Here is a 19,323-nt window from a genome sequence, read left to right as displayed (position 1 = left end):
TCTTGGTGAGGCACACTTGGATCTGGTCGGGCCGATCAGCGCGACCGATGCCCGCATCCTCGCGTGTGATGCCCGGGTCCGGCCCGGTGTCCTCGGCACCGCAGGCGAACCCTTGGACATCGGCCGATCCAAACGGACGGTGTCCCTGGCTCAGAAGTATGCGTTGACCCTCCGCGACGGCGGCTGCGCCTTCCCGGGCTGTGACATGCCGGTGCCGCGCTGCACCGCACCTCGTCCTGCTCTGCACCAAACACCACCGGCTCATCCACCGCAGCGAATGGAAAGTCCAAATCGCCCAAGACGGCCTACCGGAGTTCACCCCACCCGCTTATCTCGACCCCACCGGACAACCGAGACGCAACACCATGCACCTCAGGACCTAGGCCGATTGTGTATAACGCCCTACACGTCCGCGCGCCACGGAATCCGCTCAGGATCGGTGAAGGCGAGGACCGATTCGTCGAACCGTCGGTAGATCAGCCCGCCCGCGGCGGTCTCCTCCAGTTCCCCCGCGACCAAGGCGAGTGGCTGCGCTCCGATCCGGAAGTGCACTTCGGACAGGATGTCGTCGTGCTGAAGGACGATCACTGGTCGACCGGACCGACGGGCAACTCGGTCAGAGACCGCCACCGTCCAGCCAAGCGTGAAGCCGATAAAGCTGAAGGCAAGAAACATCGGAGTCAGCGAATTGCGGGCCGCTTCCGGCCACATCCTCCCGCAACGCCATCTCCACACCGGTCCACATATCGACTCGCCTGCCTTGGAGTGCCGTGAAATTCCGCGACTGCTCGGTCACCCACTCGTCTCGCCCCATCCCGGCAGTATCGCCGAACTGTCGGTCCCTCACGGCACACTGCCGCCGTGACCATCACGCAGACTCAAGCCTGGGTCGAATCCCTCGGCGGCCCGCTCATCATCGTGCCCGTCTCGGCCTTGGCCGACTGGAAGGGGAGTGCGGAAGAAGGGGAAGACGAAGACGACTACGACCGTGCCTGCGCGGTGAACGCGCTCGCGGGCGCACTCCCCGTCGGCGAGACGACAGGCCTCGTCCTCGGCGACGAACCCGCCACCACCTGCTACCTCCCGCGCCACCGCACGTTCCTTCGCTGGCTCGCCGCCGACTCCGAGGCCGACCTGCTCGCCGAGGCCGAAAGGGTCCTCGCCGATTCCGCGACGCCGTGGGAGGACTGCGGCCTTTGGGAGACCGACGGCCCTGCGGTCCTCATGGACTCGGTGACAGCGGGCGCGGAACTGGGCGTCGAGTTTCCCGCCGGCGGGAAACCGGAACAGGCCGAGGTCCCGATCGAAAGAGGACGTTTCCGGGTGCGGGCCGTCCACACGGACGGCGAGGCCGCGTGGGTCGGTCTGGTGCAGCTCGTTCCCGAAGCGGACGGCCGGTGAACCACCGCCAGGCCGGACCCCGGACAACCCGGTTGCCCTCGCGCGCTACCCTTGAACCAACTGGCACCGATCCGGCCATCACCGGGGAGCCTCCGGAAGAACAGGGCCCGCGCCCTCAGTAGAACCGGACGGGTACGGCCCGTCACAGCCGTCGAATGAGCGGCCCAGCCGGAACATCACCGGCCGGGCAAGCGGGGTGGTACCGCGGAACGCGCCGGAAACGGCCGTCTCGTCCCCGTGTGGGTGAAAGCCCGTACGAGAGCGACGAACCGCGAGGAGCACCGAAGATGTATCCCAAGGCACAGATGGACGGCGAGAACGGCGTCCCGTCCCAGCCTTCGTTCCCCGAGTCGGAAAAGCGCGTCCTCGCGTACTGGGAATCCGATCGGACGTTCCAGGCCAGCATCGACGCCCGCGAGGCCGGGACCAACGGCTCGAACGAGTACGTCTTCTACGACGGCCCGCCGTTCGCCAACGGTCTTCCGCACTACGGTCACCTCCTCACCGGGTACGTGAAGGACCTGGTGCCGCGGTACCAGACCATGAAGGGCAAGCGCGTCGAGCGCCGCTTCGGCTGGGACACCCACGGTCTGCCCGCAGAACTCGAGGCGATGCGCCAGCTCGGGATCACCGAGAAGTCCGAAATCGACGCCATGGGCATCGACGTCTTCAACGACGCGTGCCGCGAGTCCGTGCTGCGCTACACCGGCGAATGGCAGGACTACGTCACCCGCCAGGCCCGCTGGGTGGACTTCGACAACGACTACAAGACGCTCGACGTCACCTACATGGAGTCGGTGATCTGGGCGTTCAAGCAGCTGTGGGACAAGGGCCTCGTCTACGAGGGCTACCGCGTCCTGCCTTACTGCTGGCGTGACGAGACACCGCTGTCCAACCACGAGCTGCGCATGGACGACGACGTCTACGCGAGCCGCCAGGACCCGGCCGTCACGGTCGGTTTCCGTCTGGAGGGTAACGACAACGAACTCGACGGCACCTATCTGCTGATCTGGACCACGACGCCGTGGACGCTGCCGTCCAACCTCGCGACGGCGGTGCACCCCGACGTGCGGTACGTCGTCGTGGAGTCCGAGGCCCAGGAGGGCAAGCGGTTCCTGCTCGCCGAGGCCCGCGTCGCCGCGTATGCCCGCGAACTCGGCGAGGAGCCCACCGTCGTCGGGCACTACACCGGTACCGAACTGCTCGGAACCCGTTACGCGCCACCGTTCCCGTACTTCACCGGACACGAGAACGCGCACCGCGTGCTGCCCGCGGACTACGTCACCACCGAGGACGGCACGGGCATCGTCCACATCGCGCCCGCCTACGGTGAAGAGGACAAGGTCGTCACCGACGCGGCGGGCATCGTCCCGGTCACGCCGGTCGACGCTCAAGGCAAGTTCGACGCCACCGTCGGGGATTACGCGGGCCAGCAGGTGTTCGACGCGAACCCGAACATCATCAAGGATCTCAAGAACGGCACCGGTTCCGCGGGCCGTCAGGGCGCGGTGCTGCTGCGCCACGAGACCTACGAGCACCCGTACCCGCACTGCTGGCGCTGCCGGAACCCGCTGATCTACCGCGCCGTCTCGTCGTGGTTCGTCGCGGTGACCGAGTTCAAGGACCGGATGGTCGAGCTGAACCAGCAGATCACCTGGTACCCGGAGAACGTCAAGGACGGCCAGTTCGGCAAGTGGCTGGAGAACGCCCGCGACTGGTCGGTCTCGCGCAACCGCTACTTCGGCACGCCGATCCCCGTTTGGCAGTCCGACGACCCGGCGTACCCGCGCACGGACGTCTACGGCTCGCTCGACGAGCTGGAGCGCGATTTCGGCGTGCGGCTGGAGAACCTGCACCGGCCCTACATCGACGAGCTGACCCGGCCGAACCCGGACGACCCGACCGGGAAGTCCACCATGCGCCGGATCGAGGACGTGCTCGACGTCTGGTTCGACTCGGGCTCGATGCCCTACGCGCAGGTGCACTACCCGTTCGAGAACACCGAGTGGTTCGAGCACCACTACCCGGGCGACTTCATCGTCGAGTACATCGGGCAGACCCGCGGCTGGTTCTACCTGCTGCACGTGCTGGCGACCGCGCTGTTCGACAGGCCGGCCTTCCGCACCTGCATCTCGCACGGCATCGTGCTCGGCTCGGACGGCCAGAAGATGTCCAAGTCGCTGCGGAACTACCCGGACGTCAACGAGGTGTTCGACCGCGACGGCTCGGACGCGATGCGCTGGTACCTCATGGCGAGCCCGATCCTGCGTGGCGGCAACCTGATCGTCACCGACCGGGGCATCCGCGACGCCGTCCGCCAGGCCGTGCTCCCGCTGTGGAACTCGTACTACTTCCTCGCGCTCTACGCGAACGCCGAGGGAGTGGAAGGCAAGTGGCGCACGGATTCGAAGCACGTGCTCGACCGCTACGTGCTGGCGAAGACCCACGAACTGGTGACGGACGTCGAGTACGCGCTCGACACCTACGACGTCGCCGGTGCCTGCTCGACCGTCCGTGACTTCCTCGAGGTGCTCACGAACTGGTACGTGCGCCGTTCGCGCGACCGGTTCTGGGCCGGCGAGCAGGACGCGATCGACACCCTTCACACCGTGCTGGAAGTGACGTCGCGGGTGGTCGCGCCGCTGCTGCCGCTCACCTCCGAGGTCGTCTGGCGCGGCCTGACCGGCGGCCGTTCGGTCCACCTGACCGACTGGCCGAACTCGCTCGACCTGCCCGCCGACGCGGCGCTGGTGACGGCGATGGACCGGGTGCGGCAGGTGGCGTCTTCGGCGCTTTCGCTGCGGAAGTCGAACAAGCTGCGGGTCCGGCTGCCGCTGGCCAAGCTGGTCGTCGCCGCCGATGAGGCCGACTCTCTGCGCGAGTTCACCGACATCCTGCGCGACGAGGTCAACGTCAAATCCGTCGAACTGACCACGGACGTCGCCGCGCACGGTGGCTTCGAGGTCGCGGTCAACGCCCGCGCCGCCGGCCCGCGGCTGGGCAAGGACGTCCAGACGGTGATCAAGGCCGTCAAGGCGGGCGAGTGGACGACGACCGAAAGCGGTGCCGTCGTGGCCGCCGGGATCGAACTCGTCGAGGGCGAGTACGAGCGGCGCCTGGTCGCCAAGGGTGGCGGCGCGGCGGCGGAACTGCCCGGCGGGGCGGGGCTGGTGCTGATCGACACCGAGGTCACCGACGAGCTGGCGGCCGAGGGCCTGGCCCGTGACCTGGTCCGGGTCGTCCAGCAGGCTCGCCGGGACGCCGGTCTCGACGTCGCCGACCGGATCTCGCTCACCGTCGACGCGCCGGAGGACGTGGTCGCGGCCGCGACCACGCACGAGGAGTTCATCGCTTCGGAGACCCTGGCGACTTCGGTGACCTACGCCGACGTCGCCGACGGCTCGGCCGGGACGGTCGGCGAGGGCACCAAGGTGACCGTGGCGGTCGCCAAGGCGTAGCCACACACGCGCCATGAAAGGTCCTTTCCTTGCAAATTTCGCAAGGAAAGGACCTTTCATGGCATTCAGGACAGGTGCTGCTCACGCAGGTTACGAAACGGATTCGGAAACGTCGCTTTCCCGACCGGGGGAAGCCTTGCCCGGGGGAAATCGGCAGGCTGGCCCGAGGCGCGCGAGGGGCGCGCCGCACTGGGGGAGAGCGAGTCCATGAGTCCTGCCCGAAAACGAGGGATCCTGATCGGCGCCGCACTGGCGGTCGTCGCCATCGTGGTGGCCGCCGTGGTGCTGCTGGTCAAGGAGGATCCGGCGCCCGCCGCCACGGGTGGCCCCGGGGGATCCGCCGAGACCGCGCAAGAGAGCCCGGCACAGGTCGCCACCAGGTTCCTCCGGCAGTTCGACACCGGTGACCTGACCGGCGCTCCGGTCGACGATCCGGCGGCGGGTACGGCAGCCCTGTCCGCGGCGCGGGGCGCACTCAGCCCGACGTCGGTCAAGACGGTCCTCGGTGAGGTCCCGACGACGCCGGGGGACGCGACCACGACTTCGGCCACCTTCAACGCTTCGTGGACCCTCGCGGGCAACAGTGTCTGGAAGTACGAAGGCAAGCTGGAGCTGGTCCGCAACGCCGGGAAATGGGTGGTCCGCTGGGCGATGTCGGTGATCCACCCGAAGCTCGAAGCCGGGCAGCGGCTGTCCGCCGCGCCCGTATCGGCCAAGCCGGTGGTGGCCGACCGGGACGGCAAGGCCCTCGTCGGCGGTGACGCGGCGGGTGTCGCGCCGATCCTGCAGGGGGCGCTGTCCAAGGTCGCGGCCGAGCAGAACGGCGGCACCGGGACCCCGGCCACCGTCACGGTGTCGCGCGTCGACGCCTCCGGCAAGCCGGTCGAGACCCTGTTCGGGCAGGCCAAGGAGTCCGGTGAAGCGCTGGTGTCGACCTTGAGCGTGGCCAGCCAGAGCGCCGCGCAGAAGGCCGTCGACGGCTTCCAGGGGCCGGCGATCATCGTCGCGATGAAGACCTCGGGCGACCTCCTCGCGGTGGCGCAGAACAGCGCGGCCGGGAACCAGCCGAAGGCCCTCAGCGGGCTGTACTCACCGGGATCGGCCTTCAAGATCGCCACGGCGACCGCGGCATTGCAGCAGAGCGGGGTTTCCGCCGACACACCGGTGGCCTGCCCCGGCAGTGAGCAGATCGGGACCCGCACGCTCAAGAACGAGAACGGGTTCGACCTGGGGACCGTCTCGCTGAAGACGGCGTTCGCCGCGTCGTGCAACACGACCTTCGGGCGGCTCGCCGGGCAGCTGCCCGCGGACGGCCTAGCGAAGGCGGCGAGCCAGTTCGGTCTCAACGCCGACTTCGAGATCCCGGGACTGGCCACCGAGACGGGGAAGGTGGAGCCGTCGAGCAGCGGCGACGAACAGGTCGAGGCCGGGATCGGGCAGGGAAAGGTCCAGGTCAGCCCGCTGGGCGCGGCGCTCATGGCCGCCACCGTCGCCGCGGGTAAACCGGTCGTGCCGAAGCTGTGGCAGGGGCTGGAGACCAAGGTCAACACCGGCTACCAGGCCCCGTCCGCCGGGGTGCTGAACCAGATCCGGTCGATGATGCGCGAGGTCTGCACGACCGGGACCGCGAAGGCGTTGAAGGGCAGCGGCGCCGTGTTCGGCAAGACCGGGACGGCACAGTTCGGCTCCGGCGCCGACGCCAACGGCTGGTTCGTCGGCTACCGCGGCGACGTCGCTTTCGCGATCATGCTGGAAGGTTCCAACGACTCCAAGCCCGCCGTGCAGCTGGCGGCGAAGTTCCTGGCGGGCTGACGGTTCGGTCGGCACCGAACCGTCGGTCTTCTACGGTTGGTGCATGGAAACGATCGCCCTGGCCGAGGTCGCGGCCGTGCTCGCCGATCCGAGCCGCGCGTCGATGTGCCTCGCGCTGCTCGACGGGCGTGCCTGGACGGTGACGGAGCTGGCGCGTACGGCCGAAGTGGCCGCGTCGACGGCCAGCGAGCACGTGACGAAGCTGGCCGAGGCCGGGTTCGTCGCGCGGGTCAAACAGGGGCGGCACAGCTACGTCCGGATCGCCGATCCGCGGGTGGCCGAGCTGATCGAGCATCTGGCGCAGCACGCCGGGCACCGGCCGGTGAAGGGGTTGCGCTCGTCGGTCCGGGCACGGCGGCTCGAATTCGCCCGGACCTGCTACGACCATCTCGCCGGGAAGGTCGGGGTCGCGGTGCGGGACGGGATGCTCGCCACCGGCCTGATCGGCGAGGCCGACGGCCTGACGCTGACCGGCAAGGGGCGTGAGGTACTCGGCGCGCTCGGGGTGGAGGTCGCCGAGGGCAGGCGTCCGCTGTTGCGCGACTGTCTGGATTGGACGGTGCGGCGTGAACATCTGGCGGGGCGGGTTCCGGCGGCGTTACTGTCTCACGGGGTGAGCGCGGGCTGGTTGTCCCGTGAGGGCAACCGCGCGGTGAAGGTCCTGCCCGCCGCGGAGAAGCCGTTCGCCGAACTGGGCGTAGATCTGGTGGCCCTGCGGAGTCCCTAATGGACGGTCTGTAACACAGCCCCCTCGACCCGTCGTCGAGCGGTACACGAAGGAGTGATGGCCACCGCCTCACTATTCTGAAGCCCTCACGGCGGCCGGACGGGAGGGGACATGGAACAGCTCCCGCTCATCCTGGGTACCGGCGGTGCCGTCCTGCTCGTCGCCGTGATCGCGGTCCGGGTGTCGATCCGGGTCGGCCTTCCCTCGCTGCTGCTCTATCTGGGGATGGGGGTGCTGCTCGGCGAAGCCGGGTTCGGCATCCAGTACGACAATCCCGAGCTGACCCAGTCGCTCGGCCTCGCCGCGCTGGTGATGATCCTGTCCGAAGGTGGCCTCACCACCCGCTGGACGGCCGTCAAACCCTCGCTGGGCATCGGAATCGCACTGTCCACTGTGGCCGTCGCCGTGAGCATCGCGGTCACCGGCGCCGCGCTGCACTGGCTGCTTGGCCTCGACTGGCGGATGGCGTTGCTGTGGGGCGCGGTACTCGCGTCGACCGACGCCGCCGCGGTCTTCTCGGTCCTGAGATCGGCGGGGATCGGGAAACGGCTCGTCGGCGCGCTGGAGATCGAGTCGGGGATCAACGACGCCCCGGCCTACATCGCCGTCGTCGTCCTGGCCGAGGGCGCGACCGTGGACTGGTCGCTGCCGCTGCTGGTGGTCTACGAACTCGCCGCCGGTCTGGTGATCGGACTGGCCTTCGGCTGGGGCGGCGCGCAGGCGCTGCGGCGGGCCGCGCTCCCGGCCACCGGCCTGTATCCGCTGGCCACGGTCGCGGTCTGTGTCGTCGCGTACTCGAGCGGGCAGCTCGCCCACGCGTCGGGCCTGCTCGCCACCTACGTCGCGGCCCTGGTGCTGGGGAACTCGAAGCTGCCGCACCGCTCGGACACGCTGTCCTTCGCCGAAGGGCTCGGCTGGCTCGCTCAGATCGGGCTGTTCGTGCTGCTCGGCCTGTTCGCCTCGCCGGGCAGGATCTTCGAGAGCCTGGTCCAGGGACTGGTGGCGGGCGCGGTGGTGCTGCTGCTCGCCCGCCCACTGTCGGTGGTGCTGTCCGCGCTGCCGTTCAAGATCCCCTGGCGAGAACAGGTGTTCCTGTCCTGGGCCGGTTTGCGCGGGGCGGTGCCGATCGTGCTCGCGCTGATCCCGCTGTCGTCCGGGGTGCCCGGCGCGCAGGAACTGGTCGACGCGGTGTTCGTGCTGGTCATCGTGCTGACCCTGCTCCAGGGGGCCACCTTGACCCCGCTGGCCAGGGTGCTCGGGCTGGCCCAGCACGCCGAAGCCCACGAGATCGACGTCGACTCCGCGCCACTCGACGAGATGGGCGCGGAGCTGCTGCAGGTCCGCATCAACGCCGGATCCAAGATGCACGGCGTCTACCTGGCCGAACTGCGGCTCCCGGTGGGGGCGACGATCAGCCTGCTCGTCCGCGACGGCACCGGGTTCACGCCGAACAAGAACACCCGGCTCCAGGAACGGGACCAGTTACTCGTCGTGACCACCTCCGAAGTGCGTGACGCGGCCGAACGACGTCTCCGCGCCGTCGATCGCGCCGGCCGCCTCGCCAGGTGGAAGGGCGAATCCGGCCAGTAGGTCACGGACCCGCACCAGCTGTTCGTCGATTGATCTCAGAAAATTCTTCCCCTTTGTGCTCCTTTTGCATTACTTTCCCGGCAATTGACTCCATCGAATGGGTGAGTGTCACGGGTTAAGGAGTACATAGGGTGACGAAGCTGCTGGCGCGGTTCACTGGCCTGGGGGTCAGTGCCGTTCTCGTCGGAGTGGTTCTGTCGGCGCCCGCGGCGGCCGCGGGCGCGCTTCCGGCGTTCGGCTTGCCGTTCGACACCGGCCAGTCGGTCTACTCGGCGGGGATCCACTCGGACAACGGGAACTCCGGGGTGAAGAACGCCATCGACTTCAGCCCGGCGGACAAGACCGTCCGCGCCCCGCTGGCCGGCACGGTCCGGATCCAGCACTGCGACGGCGGCGACTGGGTGACCATCGACCACGACGGCGGCTGGCGGACCGGGTACTACCACCTGGAGGGCATTTCGGTCACCGACGGCCAGCAGGTCGTCCCGGGTGACACCCTCGGCCGGACCGGCAACGCGCTGCCCTGTGGCGGCAGCAGCACCGGCGCCCATGTGCACTTCACCCTGTGGACCCTGCCCGCGGCCGCCGCGCAGGGCGGCGACTCGCGCGACTTCGGCGTCGGGGCGGGCGACTGGAACGGGATGTCCTACGACGAGGTCTCGACGAAGGTCGCCGAGGCGTACGGCGAGGCGGTCGACGGCAAGACCTTCGGGGGTTGGCAGTTCACCGCGGGCACCGATCAGTACTCGGGGACCGCGACCGAGATCTCCTCCCGCTCCGTCATCCCCCTACCCGGCCGCTTCCGCGCCTGACTCCGCCTCCGCCTCCGGCGTCTGATGTCCGCATCCAGAGGACTAAATGCGGGGTTCTTCTCGCTTGCGGAGTACGTGAGCGGCGTCTCAACATGCGGACAAGGGGTGGCTTGATCGCCCGGGCATCCGCTAACTTCGTCACTAGGTCACGAGTGTCAGCGTCAAGCCCCGGCTAGCTGACCGGCAACCCTCCTTCCGCGGTGGGGTGCCCCGGGTGAGGACCTGGCTCGTCGCGTGGTGCGACGGGCAAGCGCGGGATCCTCGTCGGGTCCCCTGGCCCGGAGGATGACGATGACCCTCGCTCTCGATCGTACGACCGCCGACACCGCTGCTGTCGCGGAAATCGTTGCGACACAAGAAATCCCGACGGTGGCGTGCACCGATCTGCGGGTCCCGCTCGTCACCGGCGGCGACATCGGGTACGCCAACCTCGACCACGCGGCGAGCGCTCCCTGTCTGGACAAGGTGCGCGACGCCGTCGACGAGTTCCTGCCCTGGTACGCCAGCGTGCACCGGGGCGCCGGATTCGCCTCGCAGGTCTCCACCAGGCTTTACGAGCGCACGCGCGGAATCCTGCGGAACTTCGTCGACGCGCGGTCGACCGACACCGTCGTGTTCACCCGGAACACCACCGATTCCTTCAACCTCCTCGCGCGCAGCCTGCCGAAGCACACGTCGGTCGTCGTGTTCGACACCGAGCACCACGCCGCGCTGCTGCCGTGGAAAGGTCCGAACGTCCGGCGGCTCCGTACGCCGCGTACCCGCCTCGCCGCGGTGTCCGCTGTGGACGAAGCGCTCGCGGACTGCCCGCAGGGCCCGCGGCTGGTCGTCATCACCGGCGCGTCCAACGTGACCGGGGAACTGTTGCCGGTCAAGGAGATCGCCGCCGTCGCGCGACGGCACGGCGCCCGCATCGCCCTCGACGCCGCCCAGCTCGCCCCGCACCGCGAGATCTCCGTGCGCAAGCTGGACGTCGACTACATCGCGCTCTCGGGTCACAAGCTCTACGCGCCTTTCGGTGCCGGTGCGCTGATCGGCCGCGCCGACTGGCTGCGCGCCGCCCAGCCGTACCTCGCCGGTGGTGGCGCGACGAAGCTCGTCACCCGCGACTCCGAAGACTTCGGCGTCGTCTGGAACGCCGGCGCCGAGCGGCACGAAGCCGGTTCCCCCAACACCGTCGGCGTCTACGCCCTCGGTGTCGCCTGTGAAACGCTGGCCGGGCACTGGGATGCGATCGAGGCCCACGAAGACGAACTGCTGGCGCGGCTGCGGCGCGGTCTCGCCGGTGTCCCCGGGTTCGCCGAGTTGCGGTTGTTCGACGCGCCGGTCGACCGGGTCGGCACGCTGAGCTTCGTCATCGACGGCTTCGAGCCGGGCTGGCTCGCCGCCGTCCTCTCCGCGGAGTACGGCATCGGGGTGCGGGACGGCGCGTTCTGCGCGCACGTCGCGACCAAGCGGCTGATCTCCGCCGCCGGTTCGGCCGGTCAGCAGGCCGTCCGGGTCAGCCTCGGCCTCGGCAGCACCGCCGAGCACGTGGACCGGCTCGTGCTGGCACTGCGCCAGATCGTCGCCCGCGGCGCCCGCTGGCAGTACGAGAAGCCGGAAGGCCGCTGGGTGCCGGAGAACGATCCCCGGGAGCTTCCCCCGTTCTGCGCCTGACCCACTACCCTCACCCCGCATGGGGAACGAGCGACCGCGTTACTGGTTTCCGCTGGCATTGCTGGGATTCGCCCAGCTGATCGTGGTGGCGCTGTCGTTCGGCCCGCCGTGGTCGGGGGGATGGTTCGCCTATGCGCCCGCCACGGGAGGGCAGCAGTTCCTGACGCAGCACCTGTACGGCGTGGAAATGAGCCGCGAAAACGCGATCGCGTTGGACGCGTCGGTGTCCGGACTGGGCAGGAACGACGGCTGGCTGTTCGCGGTGCTCGCGACCTACCTCGGCACTGTGCTCTTCTACGCGCTGAGGGCGCGGCGCGCGGGGAACGGCCTGCCGTGGTGGAAGGTGCTCGCGATCGCCGTCGGCGGACTGGTCGGCATCCTGCTGGCGGACCTGGTCGGCTACTGGGAGTTCGACATGGACGGCGACGTGCGGAGCGCGGTCCTGCTGACGGTGGGTCTCCTCCTGCTCGCCTGGCTGGACCGCAGCGTGCCGGTGCTGGTCGTGGCCGCGGCGTTCGTGCTCTGCGCGGTCGTGCTCGCCCAAGGACGGCTCGCGCTCCTGTTGTCGTCACTGGTCGTGCTCGCCGGGGCGTTCGCGGCGCTGCTGAGCAGGCCGAAGGCGGCCGCCGAGGGGGACTGAGCACGCTCCGTGGACAATGGGGGAGTGAGTACAGAGCCCGAGACCGCGCCACCATCGCCGCCGTTGCCCAAGAAGCGCGTCGCCGTGGTGTTCGTCGTCGCCGCCGTGCTGTGGGGGATCGATCTCCTCACCAAGCAGATCGCCGTGTCCACGCTGGAGGGCAAGCAGCCGGTCGAGTTCCTCGGCGGGCTCGTGTACTTCCAGCTGGTGCGCAACCCCGGTGCCGCCTTCTCGATGGCGACCGGGCTGACCTGGGTGCTCGCGCTGGTCGCGGCCGCGGTCGTGGTCGCCATCATCTGGCTGTCGCGGCGGCTGCGCTCGACCGGCTGGGCGATCGGCCTCGGCCTGGTGCTGGCGGGCGCGCTCGGCAACCTGACCGACCGGATCTTCCGCGCGCCGGGTCCGCTGCAGGGTCACGTCGTCGACATGATCTCCGCGTTCGCGCCGAACGGGCAGGGCTGGGCGATCTTCAACGTCGCCGACTCCGCGATCTGCGTCGGCGGCGTACTCATCGTCATCCTTTCCCTGCTGGGCAAGGACTATGACGGAACATCCACAAAGGACAAGAAGAAGGCAGCCACCGAATGAGCGCGCGTATGCTGCCCGTCCCCGACGGGCTCGACGGAATGCGCGTCGACGCGGGGCTGGCGAAACTGCTGGGACTTTCCCGCACGGTCGTGGCGGAACTGGCCGAATCGGGCGAGATCCTGCTCGACGGCAGGCCGGCCGGGAAGTCGGACCGGCTCGCCGCGGGCGGGCTCCTCGAAGTGACGCTGCCCGATCCGGCGTCGCCGATCGAGGTCGTCGCGGAACCCGTCGACGGGATGAAGATCCTGCACGACGACGACGACATCGTGGTGATCTCGAAACCGGTCGGGGTCGCGGTGCACCCGAGCCCCGGCTGGAACGGGCCGACCGTGGTCGGTGGGCTCGCCGCGGCCGGGCTGCGGATCGCGACCTCCGGCGCGGCCGAACGCCAGGGCGTCGTGCACCGGCTGGACGCCGGCACCACCGGCGTGATGGTCGTGGCCAAGAGCGAGCACGCGTACACCGTGCTGAAGCGGGCGTTCAAGGAACGCACCGTCGACAAGGGCTACCACGCCATCGTCCAGGGCCACCCGGATCCGACGCGCGGCACCATCGACGCCCCGATCGACAGGCACCCCCGGCACGACTACAAGTTCGCCGTCGTCCAGGGCGGGCGGCCCAGCGTCACGCACTACGAGGTCGTCGAGGCCTTCCGTGCCGCTTCGCTGGCCGAGATCAAGCTGGAGACCGGCCGCACGCACCAGATCCGCGTGCACTTCTCGGCGCTCAAGCATCCATGCGTCGGTGACCTGACCTACGGCGCCGACCCGGTGCTGGCGCGCAAGCTCGGGCTGTCCCGGCAGTGGCTGCACGCCAAGACGCTCGGCTTCGCTCACCCGTCCGACGGGCGCTGGGTCTCGTTCGAGTCGGAGTACCCGGACGACCTCGCCAACGCGCTGCGCATCCTCCAGGACGAGAACTAGCCCGACTCGCGTTTAGCCCGCTAACCGCGCTAGTCGTCGATGGACCAGGTGAGGGTGCGCTCGTCCGGTTCCGGCCGGGGTGACCAGCGCACGGCGACCACGCGGGTGGCGTCCGGCAGCACGTAGACGGTGTGGCCGCCGAGGGTCTCGCCCGGCCGGACGCCGATCTTGTGCGGCGGACGCGAGGTCAGGGAGACCGGCGCCTTCGCGATCGGCTTGCCGTCCGCGGTGAGCAGTTCGAGGTAGTTGTCCGGCAGCGAGACGAACGGGGTGTTCCCGCGGTTGGTGATCTCGGTGTGCACCACGACCGACCGTTCACCGGCCTCCAGCGAGTAGCCCGCCGCGCTGAACAGGTAGTCCGCCGGATCCTGGACCTCGAGCAGCTGGACGGCGAGTTGCTCGCCCTCCAGGCCCTGGGTCTCCATGACGTCGCCGGTCCGGCCCTTCTTCCCCTCCGGGACCTGCTGCGGCATGGCCTGCTGGTCGTCTCCGCGGGCCCACGACGACGTCTGCGGGACGCCCCAGGTGCTCATCACCGGGTCGGCGGGCGCCATCGGGGGTGCGAACTGCTGTTGCGGCGGGGCGGGCGGACGCTGCTGGGGCTGGTGTGGCTGCTGAGGCGGGGCCATCGGCTGGCGCACCGGCGCCGACGGCGGGCCCGGGTAGCGGCCCGACGGCGTGCCGTGCACGTTGTACGCCCCCGACGGCGTGCCCTGGACGTTGTACGGTCCGGAAGGCGTGCCTTGCACGTTGTACGGGCCGGATGGCGTGCCCTGCACGTTGTGCGGCCCGGACCCCTGAGGCGGCGGACCGGGCGGACGCTGCTGCTGTTGCGGCGGTGCCTGCTGTGGCTGCGGTGGCTGCTGTGCCCACGATGGCGGCGAGCCGGCGATGGCGGCGCGGAGCCCGTTCGGGTCGCTTTCCACGCCCACGAGCAGCGGCAACCCGCTGCCGGAGAGCGCGACCAGGCGGTAGGCGACCTCGCGCGGGTCCATGCCGACCTTGGCCGCCAGTTCGTGCACGGCCGCCTTGCCCATCTCCGCGAGGGCGGCGAGCAGGCGGGTATCCACGGGATCGGTCACGGCCACGTCCGGGAACGCTACCGCCTCGCCTCCGGCGCCGTGCGAAGGCCGTCCGTGTGCCGCGAAACCCGGCTTCGGTAGGACGTGCTCTCCATTAGGGTCGGGGATACCGCCTCCATCGACCCCTGGGGAAGAAACATGAGCGAAGTCTCCGCCCTCGCCGACGAGTTCGTCGAAGCCCTCTTCGACGCCGAGCCGGTCATGCCCGCTTTGCAGGGCTTCCGCCCGGAATCGACAGGGCTCACCGACCTGAGCGAAGCGGCGGGAGACGCCTTCCGCGCGAAGCTGGCCGATCTCGCCGAGCGGGCCGAGGCCCTCGGTGCCGACGGCCTGAGCGCGGAGGAGAAGACCACCCGGGACGTCCTGATCGCGATGGCGCGGGCGAGGATCGCGCTGCTGGATTCGCGGTTCGTCGAGTTCACCGTCAGTGACCTGTTCGTCTCACCCGCCGCCGAGGTGCTCACCGTGCTGCCGATGATGTCGGTCGGCACCGGCGCGCAGGCGGAGGCGCATCTCGGCCGGATCGCCGCGATCCCGGAGTACCTGCGGCAGGCCGCGCAGCGTCATCGCGACGGCGTGGCCCGCGGGCTGGTGCCGGTCGCCTACCTCGTCGACGCGACCGTCGCGTACCTCGACCGTCACCTCGCCGAGCCGTCGGCCGATCCGCTGCTGCGCCAGCCCGCCCCCGACGACGACTTCGAGACCCGCCGCGCCGAGCTGCTGCGCGACGTCGTCCGGCCCGCGATCGCCGAATACCGCGAGGTGCTCGCCACCGAGATCGCGCCGCACGGCCGCCCCGAGGACAAGCCCGGCGTCTGCTGGCTGCCCGACGGCGAGCGCATCTACTCCCTGCTCGCCGAAATGCACACCACCACCGTCCGCACCCCGCGTGAGCTGCACCAGACCGGGCTCGACGTGATCGCGAACCTCGCCACCGAGTACCGCGAGTACGGCTCCCGCGTCTTCGGCACCACCGACCTCGCCGAGATCTTCAGCAGGCTCCGCACCGACCCGGCATTGCGCTGGTCCAGCGCCGACGAGCTGCTCGACTCCGCCCGCGCGGCCATCACCAGGGCCGAAGCCGAGGCACCGAAGTGGTTCGGCCGGATCCCGCCGCAGCCGTGGACGGTCGAACCGGTCCCGGCCGAATCCGCGCCCGGCGCGCCCGCCGCGTACTACATGTGGCCCGCGGTCGACGGCTCCCGGCCGGGGATCTACTTCGCCAACACCCACAAGGCGGAGGAGCGCTTCCGGCACGCGGCCGAGGCGACGGCGTTCCACGAGGCCATTCCCGGCCACCACTTCCAGCTGAGCCTCGCGCAGGGACTGACCGAACTCCCGTTGCTGCGCCGGATCGGCGACTTCACCGCCTACGCCGAGGGCTGGGGCCTCTACACCGAGCGCCTGGCCGACGAGATGGGGCTGTACTCCGACGACGTCGCGAAGCTCGGCATGCTGACCATGGATTCGATGCGCGCCGGTCGGCTCGTGGTCGACACCGGGTTGCACGCGCTGGGCTGGAGCCGCCGCCAGGCCATCGACTTCCTCACCGAGAACACGCCGATGGCGCAGGTCGAGATCGAGTCCGAAGTGGACCGGTACATCGCCTTCCCCGGCCAGGCGCTGTCGTACATGGTGGGGCGGCTGGAGATCCAGCGCATCCGCGAAGAGGCCGAGCTCACGCTGGGCAGCCGGTTCGACATCAAGGCCTTCCACGACGTCGTGCTCGGCGGGGGATCGCTGCCGCTTTCGGTGCTGGACGGCGTGGTCCGCGACTGGGTCGCCGGCCACGGGGACACGCCCAACGGTCTCGCCGAAGAGCTGATGGAGCTCAAGTTCGAAGAGTTCCCGCTGTGGCGGTCCCTGCTCGGCCTCCCCTGCGACCACGGCGTCCTGCCCGATCCGAGCGCGGCGGCCGCGGCCGCGCAGCGCGCGTCGGCGGCCGACATCGCCGAGCGGGCCGAAGCCCTTGACCTGGACGGGCTTTCCGAAGCCGAGCTGGTCACCCGCGAGGTCGTGATCCAGCAGGCGAAGGCGATGATCGACGTGGTCGACGCCCGCGCCGCCGAGTTCTCGGTCAGCGACGGGCTGGCCTCGCCCGCGTTGTTCATGCTCAACGAACTCGCGGTGCTGACGCTGAACGACGAGGAGCGGGTCCGGGGCTATCTGAAGCGACTGGAGGGACTCGGGTCCTACCTGGACGCCCTGATCGCGCGCCAGCGCGCGGCGGCGGCCGACGGACTGGTCCCGCCCGACTTCCTCGTCGAAAGCGGGATCGCCTACGTGGAGCGGTATCTCGGTGACGAGGCGGGTGATCCGCTGGCGCTCACCGCGTCCGTCTCCGTGGAGGGCTACGAAACCGAACGGGACCGCTTGCTGGCCGAGGTGGTCCGCCCCGCCTACACCCGGTACCGCGACTTCCTCGCCACCGAGCTGCGTCCCGTGGCGAAGACCGCGGAAGAGCCGGGATTGTGCGCGCTTCCCGGCGGGCAGGAGAAGTACGCCGCGCTGATCCGCGCGCACACCTCCACCGAGCGCACCGCGCAGGAGCTGCACGACACCGGGCTCGACATGATCGCGAAACTGGCCGACCAGTACCGCGAACTGGGCGAGAAGATCTTCGGTACCAAGGATCTCGAGGAGATCTTCGAGCGGCTCCGCACCGATCCGGCGCTGCGCTGGCGCGACGGCGACGAACTGCTCGAAGCCGCCCGTGCCGCCATCGCCCGCGCCGAAGTCGTCGCCCCCCAATGGTTCTCGACCATCCCCGAGGAGCGCTGCCAGGTCGAGCCGGTCCCGCCCGCGGAGGCGCCGGGCGGAACGCTGGCGTACTACATCGAGGCGGCGCTCGACGGCTCGCGGCCAGGCACCTACTACGCGAACACCCACGAGGCCGAGCAGCGCCCCAAGCACACGAGTGAGGCGATCGCCTTCCACGAAGCCGTTCCGGGGCACCATTTCCAGATCTGCATCGCGCACAAGCTCAAGGGCCTGCCGATGCTGCGCGGGCACGCCGACGTCAACGCCTACGTCGAAGGCTGGGGGCTCTATTCGGAGCGCCTCGCCGACGAGATGGGCCTGTACTCCAGCGATCTGACCAGGTTCGGCATGCTCACCCAGGATTCGATGCGTGCCGGGCGCCTGGTCGTCGACACCGGGATGCACGCGCTCGGCTGGAGCCGTCAGCGGGCCGTCGACTTCCTGGCCGAGAACACGCCGATGGCCCGGGTCGAGATCGAGGCCGAGATCGACCGCTACGCCGCCGTTCCCGGGCAGGCGCTGTCGTACATGGTGGGGCGCCTGGAGATCGAACGGATCCGCGCGGAGGCCGAGGCCGCGCTCGGCGACCGGTTCGACATCAAGGGCTTCCACGAGGTCGTGCTCGGCAACGGGATCTTGCCGCTGCGCGTCCTGGACAACGTCGTGAAGGCGTGGGTGAACCGGTAGGGCCGATCTTCATCGGCGACAGGCACCTCCCAGGCCCATCGAGGCCCGGGAGGTGCCACCGCGCCGGCTCCGGCGGTCAGGACCCCGCATGCTCACGAAGCCAGCCATACCACGCTTCCAGGCCCTCGCCGGCGGTCGCCGACATCTTCAGCACCCGGGACCGCGGATTCACCTGCGTCAGCGCGGCGAGAAACGCGTCGATGTCGAAGTCCACGTAGGGCAACAGATCGATCTTGTTGAGCAGCACCACATCCGCCGTGCGGAACATGTGCGGGTACTTCAGCGGTTTGTCCGCGCCCTCGGTGACCGACATGATCACCGCGCGAGTACCTTCCCCGAGGTCGAAGAGTGCCGGGCAGACCAGGTTGCCGACGTTCTCGATGAACACCGTGGACCGGACCGGCGGATCGAGCGCGCGCAGCGCCTTGGCCAGCATGTCCGCGTCGAGATGACAGCCGGCGCCCGTGTTGACCTGGATCACCCGGCATCCGGTCGCCTTGATCCGGTGGGCGTCGAACACGGTTTCCTGATCGCCTTCGACCACGGACATCGGGAACCGGCCGCCCTGGTCGCGGATGGTCCGTTCGAGCAGCGTGGTCTTGCCCGACCCGGGTGAGCTCATCAGGTTGACGGCGTGGATGCGCCGCTCGGCCAGCCAGCCGCGGTTGCCCTCGGCCAGCAGGTCGTTGGCGGCGAGGAGGTCCCGCTCCAGCAGCACGGTCCGGGTGGGCTCCGGGGGCAGGTGATGGTGGCCGTCATCGTGTCCATGACCGTGCCCGTGGGACTCCGGATCGATCACCCGGACTCCGGCCTCGTCCGAGCATCCACAGGTCGCGCACATTCGTCCTTAACCTCCACTGATCTGATCCGCAGTTCCCGGCCGGAGAGCACACGCACGTCGGCGGTGCCGCAGCCCGGACAGAGCAAGATCCTCGGATCCTCGACGACGAACTCCAGATCGCAGTCGCGGCAGCGAGCCCGGCCCGGTGGCTCGACCACGTCCAGGACAGCGTCCCGCAGGGGAGTGCCTGCCACGATCACCTCGAAGCAGAACCGCACCGAGTCCACCACCACTCCGGACAGGACACCGATCTCCAGCGTCACGCGGCGGATCGGGGTGGTGCCCATCCGTTCGATGATCGTCTCGACCGCCGCCTGGGTGAGGGACAGTTCGTGCATGCCCG

Annotated in this window: 15 protein-coding genes, 1 pseudogene and 1 riboswitch; of the genes and pseudogenes, 12 read left to right on the top strand and 4 right to left on the bottom strand. The window is 69.6% G+C overall.

The window, feature by feature from the left end:
- Positions 1-383: pseudogene (locus L324_RS42020) on the top strand (HNH endonuclease signature motif containing protein); the annotation flags it as partial.
- Between the two features lie 19 nt (positions 384-402).
- Here the strand turns inward: L324_RS42020 and L324_RS43375 are convergent.
- Positions 403-588 carry a hypothetical protein gene (locus tag L324_RS43375; protein WP_037321739.1) on the bottom strand — a complete coding sequence of 62 codons (186 nt, stop codon included), beginning with the start codon at positions 586-588 and terminating at the stop codon, positions 403-405.
- 273 nt (positions 589-861) lie between these two features.
- Here L324_RS43375 and L324_RS40720 point away from each other — a divergent pair, with 273 nt between their 5' ends.
- The 10 genes from L324_RS40720 to L324_RS40675 all read left to right on the top strand — a co-directional run bounded on the left by L324_RS40720 (position 862) and on the right by L324_RS40675 (position 13,610).
- Positions 862-1,401, top strand: coding sequence for an Imm21 family immunity protein (locus L324_RS40720; protein WP_081736637.1), 540 nt, complete (start codon positions 862-864; stop codon positions 1,399-1,401).
- Positions 1,402-1,688: 287 nt separating this feature from the next.
- Positions 1,689-4,859: an isoleucine--tRNA ligase gene (gene ileS, locus L324_RS40715; RefSeq protein ID WP_037321733.1), complete on the top strand. Its 3,171-nt coding sequence runs from the start codon at positions 1,689-1,691 to the stop codon at positions 4,857-4,859.
- Between the two features lie 207 nt (positions 4,860-5,066).
- The gene (locus L324_RS40710; RefSeq protein WP_037321730.1) at positions 5,067-6,671 is read left to right on the top strand and encodes a penicillin-binding transpeptidase domain-containing protein; all 1,605 of its coding nucleotides are present in this window, start codon (positions 5,067-5,069) and stop codon (positions 6,669-6,671) included.
- A gap of 43 nt (positions 6,672-6,714) precedes the next feature.
- Entirely contained in the window at positions 6,715-7,398 is a 684-nt protein-coding gene (locus L324_RS40705) for an ArsR/SmtB family transcription factor (protein WP_037321712.1), read from the top strand.
- A 111-nt stretch (positions 7,399-7,509) separates the two neighbouring features.
- Complete coding sequence (locus L324_RS40700; RefSeq protein ID WP_037321710.1) at positions 7,510-8,988, top strand: potassium/proton antiporter; 1,479 nt, start codon at positions 7,510-7,512, stop codon at positions 8,986-8,988.
- A 131-nt stretch (positions 8,989-9,119) separates the two neighbouring features.
- Positions 9,120-9,800, top strand: coding sequence for a M23 family metallopeptidase (locus L324_RS40695; protein WP_037321707.1), 681 nt, complete (start codon positions 9,120-9,122; stop codon positions 9,798-9,800).
- A gap of 144 nt (positions 9,801-9,944) precedes the next feature.
- A riboswitch (SAM riboswitch) is annotated at positions 9,945-10,059 on the top strand.
- Positions 10,060-10,091: 32 nt separating this feature from the next.
- Positions 10,092-11,459 (top strand): aminotransferase class V-fold PLP-dependent enzyme, encoded by a 1,368-nt coding sequence (locus L324_RS40690; protein WP_037321704.1) that lies wholly within the window; start codon positions 10,092-10,094, stop codon positions 11,457-11,459.
- Positions 11,460-11,478: 19 nt separating this feature from the next.
- A complete protein-coding gene (locus L324_RS42015; RefSeq protein WP_051174425.1) occupies positions 11,479-12,099 on the top strand; it encodes a hypothetical protein in 621 nt (206 codons plus the stop codon).
- A 24-nt stretch (positions 12,100-12,123) separates the two neighbouring features.
- Positions 12,124-12,687 (top strand): signal peptidase II, encoded by a 564-nt coding sequence (lspA, locus tag L324_RS40680; protein WP_037321701.1) that lies wholly within the window; start codon positions 12,124-12,126, stop codon positions 12,685-12,687.
- The gene (locus L324_RS40675) at positions 12,684-13,610 is read left to right on the top strand and encodes an RluA family pseudouridine synthase (protein ID WP_037321698.1); all 927 of its coding nucleotides are present in this window, start codon (positions 12,684-12,686) and stop codon (positions 13,608-13,610) included. Before lspA ends, L324_RS40675 begins: the two co-directional genes overlap by 4 nt.
- Positions 13,611-13,639: 29 nt before the next feature.
- On the opposite strand, the gene L324_RS40670 is transcribed toward L324_RS40675, so the two are convergent.
- Entirely contained in the window at positions 13,640-14,698 is a 1,059-nt protein-coding gene (locus L324_RS40670; protein ID WP_037321695.1) for an Lrp/AsnC family transcriptional regulator, read from the bottom strand.
- 132 nt (positions 14,699-14,830) lie between these two features.
- Between L324_RS40670 and L324_RS40665 the strand changes: the two genes are divergently transcribed.
- The gene (locus L324_RS40665) at positions 14,831-18,139 is read left to right on the top strand and encodes a DUF885 domain-containing protein (protein WP_037321692.1); all 3,309 of its coding nucleotides are present in this window, start codon (positions 14,831-14,833) and stop codon (positions 18,137-18,139) included.
- Positions 18,140-18,215: 76 nt separating this feature from the next.
- On the opposite strand, the gene hypB is transcribed toward L324_RS40665, so the two are convergent.
- The gene (gene hypB, locus L324_RS40660; protein ID WP_037321690.1) at positions 18,216-18,980 is read right to left on the bottom strand and encodes a hydrogenase nickel incorporation protein HypB; all 765 of its coding nucleotides are present in this window, start codon (positions 18,978-18,980) and stop codon (positions 18,216-18,218) included.
- Entirely contained in the window at positions 18,935-19,318 is a 384-nt protein-coding gene (locus L324_RS40655) for a hydrogenase maturation nickel metallochaperone HypA/HybF (protein ID WP_037321687.1), read from the bottom strand. Before L324_RS40655 ends, hypB begins: the two co-directional genes overlap by 46 nt.
- Positions 19,319-19,323: the final 5 nt, after the last annotated feature.

The organism is Amycolatopsis orientalis DSM 40040 = KCTC 9412, assembly GCF_000478275.1.
GTDB classification, from domain to species: Bacteria; Actinomycetota; Actinomycetes; order Mycobacteriales; family Pseudonocardiaceae; genus Amycolatopsis; species Amycolatopsis orientalis.
This window is presented reverse-complemented; position numbering and strand designations above follow the sequence as displayed.

Bases quoted from the DNA above. Each gene is read 5' to 3' on its own strand.
- ileS (WP_037321733.1), top strand. From the start codon at position 1,689: ATGTATCCCAAGGCACAGATGGACGGCGAGAACGGCGTCCCGTCCCAG.
- L324_RS40710 (WP_037321730.1), top strand. From the start codon at position 5,067: ATGAGTCCTGCCCGAAAACGAGGGATCCTGATCGGCGCCGCACTGGCG.
- L324_RS40705 (WP_037321712.1), top strand. From the start codon at position 6,715: ATGGAAACGATCGCCCTGGCCGAGGTCGCGGCCGTGCTCGCCGATCCG.
- L324_RS40700 (WP_037321710.1), top strand. From the start codon at position 7,510: ATGGAACAGCTCCCGCTCATCCTGGGTACCGGCGGTGCCGTCCTGCTC.
- L324_RS40690 (WP_037321704.1), top strand. From the start codon at position 10,092: ATGACCCTCGCTCTCGATCGTACGACCGCCGACACCGCTGCTGTCGCG.
- L324_RS42015 (WP_051174425.1), top strand. From the start codon at position 11,479: ATGGGGAACGAGCGACCGCGTTACTGGTTTCCGCTGGCATTGCTGGGA.
- L324_RS40675 (WP_037321698.1), top strand. From the start codon at position 12,684: ATGAGCGCGCGTATGCTGCCCGTCCCCGACGGGCTCGACGGAATGCGC.
- L324_RS40665 (WP_037321692.1), top strand. From the start codon at position 14,831: ATGAGCGAAGTCTCCGCCCTCGCCGACGAGTTCGTCGAAGCCCTCTTC.
- hypB (WP_037321690.1), bottom strand. From the start codon at position 18,980: ATGTGCGCGACCTGTGGATGCTCGGACGAGGCCGGAGTCCGGGTGATC.
- L324_RS40655 (WP_037321687.1), bottom strand. From the start codon at position 19,318: ATGCACGAACTGTCCCTCACCCAGGCGGCGGTCGAGACGATCATCGAA.